Origin of the sequence: Niallia sp. (genome assembly GCF_031978665.1) — a bacterium.
Classification (GTDB): Bacteria; Bacillota; Bacilli; order Bacillales; family Cytobacillaceae; genus Niallia.
Genome location: NZ_DALZDK010000033.1, coordinates 6,560 through 19,448, shown reverse-complemented (window position 1 = coordinate 19,448; position 12,889 = coordinate 6,560). Strand labels below are relative to the sequence as shown.

General features: G+C 35.7%; 10 protein-coding genes and 1 riboswitch. Of the genes, 8 read left to right on the top strand and 2 right to left on the bottom strand.

Annotated features, from left to right (window positions below; translation table 11 throughout):
* Positions 1-120: 120 nt before the first annotated feature.
* Positions 121-672 carry a hypothetical protein gene (locus RTL21_RS17240; protein WP_312097577.1) on the bottom strand — a complete coding sequence of 184 codons (552 nt, stop codon included), beginning with the start codon at positions 670-672 and terminating at the stop codon, positions 121-123.
* A 531-nt stretch (positions 673-1,203) separates the two neighbouring features.
* On the opposite strand from RTL21_RS17240, the gene RTL21_RS17235 reads away from it, so the two are divergent.
* The 3 genes from RTL21_RS17235 (at position 1,204) to licT (ending at position 5,505) form a co-directional block, all read left to right on the top strand.
* Positions 1,204-3,111, top strand: coding sequence for a beta-glucoside-specific PTS transporter subunit IIABC (locus RTL21_RS17235; protein WP_312097575.1), 1,908 nt, complete (start codon positions 1,204-1,206; stop codon positions 3,109-3,111).
* A gap of 28 nt (positions 3,112-3,139) precedes the next feature.
* A complete protein-coding gene (locus RTL21_RS17230; protein ID WP_396954464.1) occupies positions 3,140-4,558 on the top strand; it encodes a 6-phospho-beta-glucosidase in 1,419 nt (472 codons plus the stop codon).
* 116 nt (positions 4,559-4,674) lie between these two features.
* Positions 4,675-5,505 carry a BglG family transcription antiterminator LicT gene (gene licT, locus RTL21_RS17225; RefSeq protein WP_312097574.1) on the top strand — a complete coding sequence of 277 codons (831 nt, stop codon included), beginning with the start codon at positions 4,675-4,677 and terminating at the stop codon, positions 5,503-5,505.
* A 169-nt stretch (positions 5,506-5,674) separates the two neighbouring features.
* On the opposite strand, the gene RTL21_RS17220 is transcribed toward licT, so the two are convergent.
* Complete coding sequence (locus RTL21_RS17220; protein ID WP_312097573.1) at positions 5,675-5,848, bottom strand: hypothetical protein; 174 nt, start codon at positions 5,846-5,848, stop codon at positions 5,675-5,677.
* 319 nt (positions 5,849-6,167) lie between these two features.
* Between RTL21_RS17220 and RTL21_RS17215 the strand changes: the two genes are divergently transcribed.
* The 5 genes from RTL21_RS17215 to guaA all read left to right on the top strand — a co-directional run.
* Positions 6,168-7,562 carry a TerD family protein gene (locus tag RTL21_RS17215; RefSeq protein ID WP_312097633.1) on the top strand — a complete coding sequence of 465 codons (1,395 nt, stop codon included), beginning with the start codon at positions 6,168-6,170 and terminating at the stop codon, positions 7,560-7,562.
* 171 nt (positions 7,563-7,733) lie between these two features.
* Complete coding sequence (locus RTL21_RS17210; protein WP_312097572.1) at positions 7,734-8,687, top strand: AAA family ATPase; 954 nt, start codon at positions 7,734-7,736, stop codon at positions 8,685-8,687.
* Entirely contained in the window at positions 8,687-9,892 is a 1,206-nt protein-coding gene (locus RTL21_RS17205; RefSeq protein ID WP_312097570.1) for a DUF58 domain-containing protein, read from the top strand. The genes RTL21_RS17210 and RTL21_RS17205 overlap by 1 nt, the downstream gene beginning before the upstream one ends.
* Positions 9,893-12,130: a DUF4129 domain-containing transglutaminase family protein gene (locus tag RTL21_RS17200; RefSeq protein WP_312097568.1), complete on the top strand. Its 2,238-nt coding sequence runs from the start codon at positions 9,893-9,895 to the stop codon at positions 12,128-12,130.
* A gap of 29 nt (positions 12,131-12,159) precedes the next feature.
* Positions 12,160-12,261: riboswitch (purine riboswitch) on the top strand.
* A 181-nt stretch (positions 12,262-12,442) separates the two neighbouring features.
* A partial coding sequence (guaA, locus tag RTL21_RS17195; RefSeq protein ID WP_312097567.1) for a glutamine-hydrolyzing GMP synthase occupies positions 12,443-12,889 on the top strand: 447 nt, incomplete at its 3' end.

Below are 12,889 nucleotides of genomic sequence, written 5' to 3'. Positions count from 1 at the left end.
CATACTTATTTATTAAGAAGGTTTGAAAGTTCCTGAAGTTGTTAGAAGTCTTAAAGAGAATTAAGAATATGAATATTCGATAATCGTTTTCGCTAAAAACGGATAAAACCATCTTAATCCTTAGTGATGATGAGAATTCTTTGTTTCTATAGGCAATTCATCACTATTTAGCATATAAGAAATCCCTATTAAAAAGATAATTCCTAGACTTAAGGTAGCCGATACGATTAAGAGATTGAAAGTGAATCTTCTTTTACTAGGCAGATACTTCTTCACAATATAGTAGATAATGAAACTACTTAGCAGAAAAATGGCGTCTACCATAATAATCATCAAAACTGCCTCTCCTTCTTTTAGCATGACTCCTAGCATGGCTCCCATTAATGCTCCCATAAAACTAGATGCTCCAGCTTCTATCATAGCAACAATCGGGCATTTTAAAAAAATTAAAAGTACGAAGGAGAAACTCACGATGATGGAAAGAATGGTAGCCATTCCTAATTCGGTGGGCATAATTGTACCAAATAAAACACCGATGGCAACACTAGAAGACATTCCATACAGCATAGGCAAGCATTTCACCGTCATTTGATTTTCTGGCAGGTCTTGTATCTGTGTATGGATAAATAAGCTAAACCCTAAAATGATCAGTGCACTTAGAATCCAAAGCATGTACTTCCTCCTATATTCAGTTTTATTTTTTCCTTCACATGAGTATTTACACATTGTATACCTTATGTCACTAGGAAATGATATATAACTTGTTATCCAGAAAACATTTAAGCGTATCTTTCTGGATAATGGAGGTACGAAGTAATGATGGTTGTTTGAAGAATAATATTTATGAGAAAAATAAGGATTATTTGTTTATTAGATCTTATAAATAGCCTCACTTAAAGGTAATTTTTGATTCTTATAAGTTTTCTCCATTTTATTTTCAGTATAAAACAGCTAAATAAGATAGTTTTAGAAAAGTGACAAAAAATTCAATTTTTCTAAAAGAAAGCGTTGACATCTATTTTAAAGCGTGATAAATTACAGATATCAAATAACAAAACTTAAAAGTTCCGTGAAGGAATGTTACCTTAAGTGGGCATAACCTGAACTGACTAGAAAAACATGCTATTATCTTGCGTGTATTTTAGTCGGGTCAGGTTTTTTTATTTGTTAAAACCAAATTCCAGAGTGAAGGAAGGGTCAAAAATGAAATATGAGCAATTAGCGAAAGATATTATTGCCAATGTGGGTGGAAAAGAAAACGTTTTCAGTGTTGTTCATTGTATTACACGTCTCCGTTTTAAGCTGAAAGATGAAAGCAAAGCAAATACAGAAGTGTTAAAAAATATGGATGATGTTGTAACGGTTATGAAAAGCGGTGGACAATATCAAGTGGTTATCGGAAACCATGTTCCTGACGTATACCAAGCAGTTGTCTTGGTAGGCGGCTTTCAAAATCAAAAGCCTGTAGAGGAAAATGAAGGTTCAAAAGGATCTCTTTTCAATCGATTTATTGATATGATTTCTAGTATTTTTACTCCTGTTCTTGGTGTATTAGCAGCATCTGGGATGATTAAAGGTTTTAATGCACTATTTTTATCAACTAAATTGCTGACGGAATCTTCTGGTACTTATCAAATATTAAATGCAACAGGTGATGCTCTATTTTATTTCTTGCCAATTTTCCTAGGATATACTGCAATTAAGAAGTTTGGGGGAACACCGTTTATTGGAATGGCAATAGGATCTGCATTAGTATATCCAACTCTATCCACTTTAACAGCAGGTGATCCTTTATATACGATCTTTGGGGGGACATTATTTGAATCGCCAATCCATATTACCTTCTTAGGAATACCTGTAATCTTAATGAGTTATTCTTCTTCTGTTATACCGATTATTTTATCTGCATTTTTTGCTTCTAAAGTAGAGAAATGGTTAAGAAAGGTAATGCCGGATGTAGTTAAAGCGTTTCTTGTTCCTTTATTTACATTATTAATTGTAGTTCCAGTAACATTTCTTGTTATTGGTCCAATTGCAACATGGGCAAGTACACTAATTGGTCAAGGTTCTCTGTTCTTATATAATTTAAGCCCAGTTATTGCTGGATTATTAATTGGTGGATTCTGGCAAGTTCTTGTTATCTTCGGTCTCCATTGGGGTATAGTGCCAATTGCTATTAACAATGTAGCAACACTTGGCTATGATACTATTTTATCTCCTGTATTTGCAGCATCCTTTGCGCAAATCGGTGCAGTTCTTGCTATTTTAATTAAAACAAAAAATCAAAAGCTAAAAACATTGAGTTATCCAGCATTTATTTCCGGTATTTTTGGCGTAACAGAACCAGCAATTTATGGGATTACCTTACCATTAAAGAAACCATTTATTATTAGCTGTATCGGTGCTGGTATTGGTGGTGCTATTGCGGGTCTTACGGATGTAAAGGGTTACATCGTTGGTGGTCTTGGAATCTTTGGTATTCCTTCCTACATTACTCCAACTGGAATCAATATGAATTTATGGGGAGTGGTGATATCAATCATTGTTGGCTTTATCGTTGCATTCTTATTGACATTGATGTTTGGAAGTATTAATAAAAATCGAGATTCTGCTGGGAAAAATACATCTGCTAATCAAGTGGCAGCGACAAAAGTGGAAAAAGAGGAAGTAAAAAGTCCTTTAACTGGAAAAGTAAAAGCGTTATCAGAAGTGAAAGATGAAGCATTTGCATCTGGTGCACTTGGCCATGGTATCGCAATTGAACCGAGTGAAGGGAAATTATATGCTCCTGTAGATGGGACTGTATCTGCTTTATTTCCTACTAAACATGCAATTGGTATTACAACAGATACTGGTGCGGATATATTGATTCATATCGGAATGGATACTGTTCAATTGGAAGGCAAATATTTTACTGTACACACTACACAAGGTGAAATGGTAAGAAAAGGACAATTGCTTATCGAATTTGATATGGATGAAATAGCTAAAGCTGGAAAACCCTTAACGACACCAATAGTTATTACTAATTATAGAGAGTTTTACCTAGAGGTTACAGATAAAAAACACATACAACAAGGAGATTCCTTATTCCATCTAGAAACAAAGTGAAAAACAGGAAAAAGATATAGAGAAAGGAATGATTGTTAATATGGCGTTTCCAAAAGGATTTTTATGGGGTGGAGCAATTGCTGCTAATCAAGCGGAAGGAGCTTATTTAGAAGCTGGAAAGGGTTTAACAACTGTTGATTTATTACCAACAGGAACTAAAAGATTTGACATTATGATGGGAAATCTTCCGTCTTACGAACCGCTTAAAGGAGAATTCTATCCTTCACATGAAGCAATTGACTTCTATCATCGTTATAAAGAGGATATTGCCCTTTTTGCAGAAATGGGATATAAAGCACTGCGTTTATCGATTTCATGGGCAAGAATCTATCCGAACGGTGATGATCCTACACCAAATGAAGCTGGACTAAAGTTTTATGATGCTGTCTTTGATGAAATTGAGCCAGTAGTAACTATTGCTCACTTTGATGTACCTATAAATCTAGTAAAGAATTATGGTAGCTGGAAAAATCGTAAACTAGTTGATTTCTTTGAAAAATATGCAATTACCTTATTTGAGCGCTATAAGGATAAAGTGAAATATTGGATGACATTTAATGAAATCAATATGCTTTTGCATTTGCCATTTGTTGGTGCAGGGCTGGTGTTTGAAGAAGGAGAAGATAAGCTTCAAGTGAAGTATCAAGCAGCGCATCATCAATTGGTTGCAAGCAGTTTAGCTGTAAAGGCAGGTCATGAAATCAATTCTGATATGAAAATTGGCTGTATGCTGGCAGCTGGTCAAACCTATCCTTATTCCTGTAATCCTGCTGATGTCTTTGATGCAATGGAAAAAGATAGAGATTCATTCTTCTTTATAGACGTTCAATCTCGAGGAAGATATCCTGGATATGCCAAGAGATTTTTCAAGGATAATAATTTAACGATTAAGATGGAAGTGCAGGATGAAGCATTACTAGAAAAATATACAGTTGATTATATTGGTTTTAGCTATTATGCAAGTCGTACTACAAGCACCAATCCAGAAATTAATAAGAAAACGTCTGGTAACGTATTTGGATCTATTGAAAATCCGTATTTAGAAAAATCAGAGTGGGGTTGGACGATAGATCCGAAAGGCTTCCGCATTACAGCAAATCAATTGTATGATCGATACCAAAAGCCGTTATTTGTAGTAGAGAATGGGTTAGGTGCTATCGATATGCCGGCGGAAAATGGAGAGGTAAATGATGATTATCGAATAGATTATCTACGTAAACATGTGTTAGAAATGTCAGAGGCCATTTGTGATGGTGTAGAAATTATAGGCTATACCAGCTGGGGTCCCATTGATATAGTAAGTGCTTCTACTGGTGAAATGAAAAAACGCTATGGATATATATATGTAGATAAGGATAATGAAGGGAACGGAACGTTGAATAGATCAAAGAAAAAGAGTTTTAATTGGTATAAAGAAGTTATCGCATCTAATGGAGAAAATGTATAAAAAGTGAAATAGGAAAGTTGATTTTTTCAACTTTCCTTCTTTCTAATTTAATGATACTATCACGATCACTTTCAATTATAATAAATGTAAAGCCATATTAAACTACAGGTGGTCTAATGAAAATAGAAAAAGTTTATAACAATAATGTTATTGGAACATTTAATGAAAAAAAAGAAGAGTTAGTAGTCATGGGAAGAGGCATTGCTTTTCAAAAAAAACCTGGTGATTCAGTAGATGAAGCAAAAATTGAGAAAATATTTGCTTTGAAAAATAATGATATATCAGAAAAATTTAAAACGCTATTATATGAAGTGCCAGTTGAATATATCGAAATCACAGAAGAGACATTAAAAATTGCTAGCAGTCGGCTTGGAAGAAAATTGAATGATAGTTTTTATATCTCTCTTACAGACCATTTACATTTTGCTGTTCAAAGAATAGAAAAAGGGTATGAAATTAAGAACGCTTTATTGTGGGAAATAAAACGCTTTTATAAGGAAGAGTATGCTATTGCGATGGAGACAGTTCATCTAATTAAGGAAAAATTAGGGGTTGAGCTGCCAGAGGATGAGGCTGGATTTATTGCAATGCATATAGTGAACTCAGACTTAAACCAGGAAATGGCCAATGTTGCAAACATAACAAAGGTAATGCAAAATATATTAAATATCGTTAAATATCATTATAAAATGGAGTTTGACGAAGAATCACTAAACTATTTTCGATTTCTCACTCATTTGAAGTTCTTTGCTCAAAGACTCTATAGTAAAGCATATATGGATGATGATGACCCGTATCTTTTTGAAATGGTTAAACATAAGCATAAGGAAGCGTTCAAATGTACGGAAAAAATAAATGAATATATTGAAAATCAATTCAATTATTCGTTAACAGATAATGAAAAGCTATATTTAGTAATTCATATACAACGGGTAGTAAATCGTTAGTCTTTAAAGGAGATTGCTATCTTCATTCAGGCTTTGTTGAATAAAATGTAATTTCATCGGCAAAAAGATAAGTAATAAGTGCTGAAGAAAAAAGAGGAGAAGAATATGTTCTTCTGACATTAAAAAACATTATATTTAACAAAGCCTTAAATATTTTATAAAAAATGAATTATTGATTAATCGACTGATCTGTATCCTTTTCTTCTGCCTGTTCCTCTTTGGAAACTTCTTGTTTTTTTTCGTATTCTTTTCTTACATCTCCGCAAGTGATGCATATCCCACTATAATAATAATTATATTTATGATATTTTCGTATCTTACAAATAAGTGAACCAAATAACAAAAGTAACAACTCCTTTACTTAACCATTCTACAATACTAGCCTTTATCCTTCGGTTAAATAATCGTTACGAACCTACCAAATTCATGACAAACATGTCTTCTTTATTTTTTTTATGACAATGATAGAAAAAACATTACATTTTCTTAGAGGGAGGAATATGAAAATTAGAAACTTTTTCATGTGTTGTATCGTAATAAGTATAGTTGTAATACAAATGTAAATGAATATCCGTACAAATACCTAGAAAATGCTGTAAAATAATAGGTAATACATGGTTGGAAGAATACGCGTGTAAAAGGAGAGATTCTTTGTGGGGGTTATGCTAAGCAAAGGTCAAAAGGTAGATTTGACGAAAGTACATCCTGGATTGAGCAATGTAATAATTGGTTTAGGGTGGGATATTAATCAACATGGTGCCAACTATGATTTAGATGCTTCTGCTTTTTTGTTGGGGGATAATCATAAAGTATGTAGCGATAATGATTTTATTTTTTATAATAACCCAACTGGTGCTAATGGGTCTGTCGTATTTAGTGGAGATAACCGGACAGGACATGTTAGATTGGACGATGAACAAATTAATGTAGATTTGACACGAGTACCTACCACAATTCAACGGATCGCTTTCACTATTACAATCCATGACGCTTACGAAAAAGGACAAAATTTTGGACAAATATCAAATGCCTATGTCAGAGTATATAATGAAAGAGAGCAAGTAGAACTTCTTCGTTTCAATCTTGGAAGAGACTACACAGTTGAAACAGCGATTGTTGCAGCAGAGCTATATCGCCATCAAGGTGAGTGGAAGTTTAATGCAATAGGCAGTGGTTTTCAAGGTGGATTAGCTGCCTTATGTCGCAATTTCGGAGTAACTGTAGAGGATGAGCCAGCGACACCTTTTTATCCTAATTCAGCTACACAACAAGTCTATCAAGAACCAATTCGTTCTTCCTTTCATTCACTTGAAGCACAAAGCAACACATCTTCTGGTGGAGGTGCGTATCAGCAGACCGGACAATCGATGTATTCGAATAACCAGCAAATGTATGGACAAGCTGGTACTAATAACCGTTATTCTAGTGAAAATATACAGTGTAATAGATGTCATAGCACGAATGTCCGTACAGGTGAAAAAGGATTTGGAATTGGGAAAGCGGCAATTGGCGGATTAATTTTAGGGCCAGTTGGATTACTAGGCGGCTTTATTGGAAAAGGGCAATTAAAAATAACCTGTAATAGTTGTGGGTATAGTTGGTCTCCTTCTCAGACAGATTATGCAGAATGGGGCAGACAGCAGAAACAACGGGCGAAAGACCTTTTTATGAGATATAAAAATCCGGAAGTATTAGATGCGGTTGTTGCTGCATGTGCATTAGTAGGAATGGCAGATGGAAGATTAGACCCTTCGGAAGAACAAAAAATGATGGAGTTTATCCATCAAAGTGAGGAATTGCGTGTTTTTGAGACAAATAAAGTAATTCAGCAATTTAATCATTTTGTCCGAAAAATAGAATACGATCAAATTATTGGTCGGACCGAATGTTTTCGTGCATTAGGGAAAGTGCGCTCAAAGCCAGAGATTGCAAGACTTGTAGCAAGATATTGTATTGCAATTGGGTATGCAGACGGTCACTTTGATCAAAGAGAAAAACAAGTAGTGATGGAAATATGTCGGGAATTAGGATTAAATCCACAGGAATTTTTATCATAAAAATTGGCCATGCTAGAATAGAAGACAGTTTTAATAATAATAGTTTGTTAGATAGAATATTTTTTGAAAGATTATTAGTTCTAGGATGAAAATAGTGCAGAAGTCAAATTGCTCGTTGAGAGTGAGTGTTAGGTACTTGCAGTTTAATAGAAATACAACAGGAGGAGAAGCATGGCAGGAAATCATAGTTCAGCAATTAACAGAATAATCGGTAATATCGAAAAGGTGATGATTGGAAAAAGAGACGTAGCAGAGCTTAGTTTAATTGCTTTGCTTGCTCAGGGACATGTTTTATTAGAAGATGTGCCTGGAGTTGGGAAAACGATGATGGTAAGAGCGCTAGCAAAATCAGTCGGCGCAAATTTCCGTAGAATTCAATTCACCCCAGACTTATTACCCTCTGATGTAACAGGAGTCTCCATTTATAATCCGAAAGAACTGGAATTTCAATTTGTTCCAGGTCCAATCATGGGGAATATCATTCTTGCAGATGAAATAAATCGAACATCCCCGAAAACACAGTCGGCTCTTTTAGAAGCCATGGAAGAAAGTAGTGTAACGATTGATGGAATTACCCATCATTTGCAAAAGCCGTTCTTTGTTATGGCAACACAGAATCCAATTGAATATGAAGGGACGTATCCTCTTCCTGAAGCGCAGCTAGATCGATTTTTATTGAAAATGCAAATGGGATATCCAACTGTAGAAGAAGAGATGGAAGTGTTAACAAGAGTTCAAGTAGCCGCGCCAATTGAAAAATTAGAGTCGGTTGTTACCCTAGATGAGCTGCTTAGTCTTCAAAATGAAGTAAGACAAGTATATGTCGATGATACGATTAAAAAATATATAGTAGAGCTTGCTACTGCAACAAGAGAGCATGCGAGTATTTATCTAGGAGTTAGTCCGAGGGGTTCCATTGCATTAATGAGAGCATCACAAAGCTATGCTTTTATACAAGGGAGAGATTATGTTATTCCTGATGATGTACAATTTTTAGTGCATGCTGTTTTTGCGCATCGAATTATTTTAAAATCAGAAACGAAATTCGATGGAATATCAGCTGTGGAAATTATCGATCGAATTGTTGGGCAAGTGCCTGTGCCGGTGCAAAGGTTAGTGAAGTAATGAAAAGATTTCTGCGAAAATTAAATCGGATTTGGAAACTAATCCTGCTATTTTTACTAATAGCAATGGTTTTTTCTTATGCCATGTTCCAAGGTGGATTCGTGAGCTGGTTTTTATTTTATAGCTTTTTACCATTTGCTTTGTATGGATTATTGATTGCTGGCTATCCAATTAGAGACTGGCAAGTAAAGCGGAAAATTCATAAATATGAATATAGTGCAACAGAAGAAATGCATATAGAGATTGAATTAACGAGAAATACATTCTTTCCAATTTTTTATGTAATGGTGGAAGATTCCTTCAGTTCGGCGCTAGAAGAAAAAAACATGGGGAAGAAAATGTTGATGCCGGGATTTAGACGTAGTCTTACGTATAAATATACGGTGAAAGAGTTACCGAGGGGAGAGCATATATTTGATCAGCTGCTCCTACAAATAGGGGACCCTTTAGGACTGATTGAGAAGGAGAAGGTTTATATACAGGTTGATCGAATTCTTGTCTATCCTCCTTTTGAAGAGATGGTTTACAAACCATTGGAAAATCATTATGAACAGGGAATGACTTCCTCGAAGGAACGGGTACAGCGAGATACGACGATGGCTGTAGGGATTAGAGAGTATCAGCCTGGTGATCGCTTTTCTTGGATCAATTGGAAAGCCAGCGCAAGGCGAAATAATATGATGACGAAAGAATTTGAACAGAAACAGTCTCATGACATTATGATTGTGATGGATTGCGAGGAAAATAATAGATTTGACGCAGTTGTCTCTTTCGCCGCTTCTATAACAAGGGCTATTTTAAAAAAAGGTGCTCAGGTAGGCCTTTTATCGATAGATGTGGATCGAACAATTTTTCCGATAAGAGGCGGAGAAAGTCAACAACAGCTGCTGCTCTATCATTTAGCAAAGGTTCGAACCGCGAAGGATATAACACTTGCAGAGGTTTTGGACAATGAAAGTAGTCAGTTACCGCAGCAGGCAGCAGTCATGTTAATTACGTCAAAGCTAACAAGAGAGCTAGTAGAGAAGGTAGGCTGGCTTTCTAGCAAAAGGTATAATGTGGCAGTGTTTGTTGTTACAGGTAAGAAGGAAGGTCTATCTAGTGATGAAAAAACATTAAGTGCTTTTGCTGCAAAAAGAGGGATTCGAGTCCTCCATGTTTCTGAGGGGAGATTTAAAGAGGCGTTTGGGGAGGTGGTTGCTTAAATGAGCACAGCCTTTAGCAAAAAACACATTACAATAGCCAATTTTCTATTGTACGGATTAGGGTTTTTATTAATATGGGAATGGCTCAGGCCCCTAGAGGAATTGACGAATACAGGAAATATAATTGTTTTTCACCTATTCCTTGGGCTTTCTTTATTGTTAGCCTTTTTGCGAGTGCCGAGCTTAATAAGTGGAACAATAAAGACTGTTTATATTATATTTATTCTTCAATATTTATATTATGAGGAATCCTTTTTAACCTTCCAATGGATTCAGCCCTTTGTTGCTGAATTTATTGATAATTTAGTAGTAGTATTTGATACAAATTGGCCAGAAATGACCAATATGTTTAAAAGCTGTCTTTGTTTCATTTTGCTATGGTTAATGGCTTATTTAATTGATTACTGGCTGATTAAGCGAAGAAAGATTTTTACGTTCTTTTTATTGACAATTATCTATATTACAGTTCTAGATACCTTTACGATTTATAGTGCTAATGATGCTATAATTCGGACGGTAATAATCGGTTTTACAGCGATGGGGATGCTGACATACTTTCGATTAAACGACAATGAAGGCTTAGGGAATAATAATAGCTCTATCTTGAAATGGATGATCCCGTTGCTTCTATTTGTGATAGGGAGCGTTGGAATTGGCTACTTATCACCAAAGGCAAATCCTATTTGGTCAGATCCAGTTCCTTTTATCCAAACGATGGGAAATCAAGGGGGAGAGGATGAAGGAGCTGGCGCTGGGAATGGGGTTCATAGGGTTGGGTATAGTGTAGATGATTCTAGATTAGGTGGAGACTTTATAGGTGATTCCTCCTTGGTCTTTGTTTCGGAAGTAAAGGAGCCTCATTATTGGAAGGTGGAAACGAAGGATACGTACACAGGCAAAGGATGGATACAATCAGAGAAGTCCTTGAAATTAAATCGGGATAACTTCGAAGTGTTGGACCATGGTGGGGAGATTCCGTTTATTTCCTTTATCGAAGGGGAAAATGTGAAACGGACGGAATCGGAAAGTACGGTGGAATTTACAAATGCTTTTTCTTATTTCCTCTATCCTTTAGGAGTAAAAGAAGTTTCCGCTACTAATTCGTATATGGAAATTGAAAGTGGAAATGAACGTGGAGTTTTTAATGGTTATGTAGAAAGCTATTCTGTTAAATATGATATTCCGGAATATAGTTTAGACGCATTGACAACAGCAGATATGGAAGACTTTGTGAGGAATAACCCAGATGTCGCGAGTCGTTATCTCCAGCTTCCTGATTCGTTGCCACAAAGAGTGAAGGATCTTGCTGCTGATATAACTAAAAATGATGAAAATGTATTTGCGAAAGTAAGAGCGATAGAAACCTATTTCTCTTCTAATGGCTTTGTCTACAGTCAAAGTAATGTAGCGATTCCTGCTGATGATGAGGATTATGTGGATCAATTCTTATTTGAAACAAAGCTGGGTTATTGTGATAACTATTCCACTTCAATGGTTGCTTTGCTCCGTTCTATTGGTATTCCTTCTCGATGGGTAAAGGGCTTTACGGAAGGTGAGTTTGTAGAGGTAGATGGTGATATTCGTCGATATGAAGTAACGAATAACAATGCGCATTCCTGGGTAGAAGTTTATTTTCCAGAGGTTGGTTGGGTTTCCTTTGAACCAACACAAGGATTCTCGAATGCTAATACGTATATTAATGATGTGCAAAACGATCAGAATACAGATAATACAGAAGCTCAAACGCCAGAGGAGCAGGAACAGCAACAGCAAGAAACGCAAGAAAGTAAACCGAAAGAGCAAGAACAAACGTTGGAACCAACATCTCCAGTGACAGAAGGATGGAGTAATTATACAGATTCTGTTAAAGGGAATTGGCAGTGGAATGTGCTTGGTCTAGGAGTAATTGCTGTGTTAGGACTTGCTATTTATAAATACCGGTATAAATGGCTTCCGTATTATTATATTTGGAAGTTCAAAAACGCAGCCGAAGAAAATAATTTTCCGAAAGCATATATTGTTTTGTTGCATTTATTAGAAATAGCTGGACTACAGAAAAAGGAAGAAGTTACCTTAAGGGAATATGCAAAGCAAATTGATCATGTTTATTCAAGCACTGAAATGAGCTTATTGACTGCTAAATACGAGGAATATCTGTATAAAGGCCAGATGCAAAAAGGTACCTGGGAAGATTTGAGGGAATTATGGGAAAATTTAATTAAAAAGACAACAGCTTGACCATCGATTCGACATGTTGTTACAATGTTCTCATCTATATATAATTCCTTCATATATCCTCGATGATATGGTTCGAGAGTCTCTACCGGGTCGCCTTAAATGACCTGACTATGAAGGCAGACAAGTCTTCGATATTTTAAGCTGAACGATCATTCGAAAAGACTAGAATTCTGCCTTCGTATTTATTTGAGGCGGATTCTAGTCTTTTTTGTTAAAAAAAGAATGGGATTTAGAGATAAGAAGCATGAAGGATGAAGGAGTTTGGCAATAGTAATAAAAGAAATTCAAATAGATTAATTGGGGTGAATAGGAATGGGGAAAGCGCATATTGAAGGTCAGGAAATGATTGTTGTCCTAGATTTTGGTAGTCAGTACAATCAATTGATTACAAGAAGAATAAGAGAATTTGGAGTATACAGTGAGTTGCATCCGCATACTATTACTGCTGAAGAAATTAAAGAGTTAAATCCTGCGGGAATTATTTTTTCAGGTGGCCCTAACAGTGTGTACGATGAAAATGCATTTGGTGTAGATGAGAAAATATTCGATTTAGGACTTCCAATCTTTGGTATTTGTTATGGTATGCAATTAATGACACAGCATTTTGCGGGAAAAGTGGAAAAAGCAAAGCATCGTGAATACGGAAAAGCGGCGATTAATATTGAAAACAGCTCAAAATTATTCGCTGACCTTCCAACAGAACAAATCGTTTGGATGAGTCATGGTGATTTAGTTGTAGAAGCTCCGGCTGGATTTACA

Bases quoted from the DNA above. Each gene is read 5' to 3' on its own strand.
- RTL21_RS17240 (WP_312097577.1), bottom strand. From the start codon at position 672: ATGCTTTGGATTCTAAGTGCACTGATCATTTTAGGGTTTAGCTTATTT.
- RTL21_RS17235 (WP_312097575.1), top strand. From the start codon at position 1,204: ATGAAATATGAGCAATTAGCGAAAGATATTATTGCCAATGTGGGTGGA.
- RTL21_RS17230 (WP_396954464.1), top strand. From the start codon at position 3,140: ATGATTGTTAATATGGCGTTTCCAAAAGGATTTTTATGGGGTGGAGCA.
- licT (WP_312097574.1), top strand. From the start codon at position 4,675: ATGAAAATAGAAAAAGTTTATAACAATAATGTTATTGGAACATTTAAT.
- RTL21_RS17215 (WP_312097633.1), top strand. From the start codon at position 6,168: ATGCTAAGCAAAGGTCAAAAGGTAGATTTGACGAAAGTACATCCTGGA.
- RTL21_RS17210 (WP_312097572.1), top strand. From the start codon at position 7,734: ATGGCAGGAAATCATAGTTCAGCAATTAACAGAATAATCGGTAATATC.
- RTL21_RS17205 (WP_312097570.1), top strand. From the start codon at position 8,687: ATGAAAAGATTTCTGCGAAAATTAAATCGGATTTGGAAACTAATCCTG.
- RTL21_RS17200 (WP_312097568.1), top strand. From the start codon at position 9,893: ATGAGCACAGCCTTTAGCAAAAAACACATTACAATAGCCAATTTTCTA.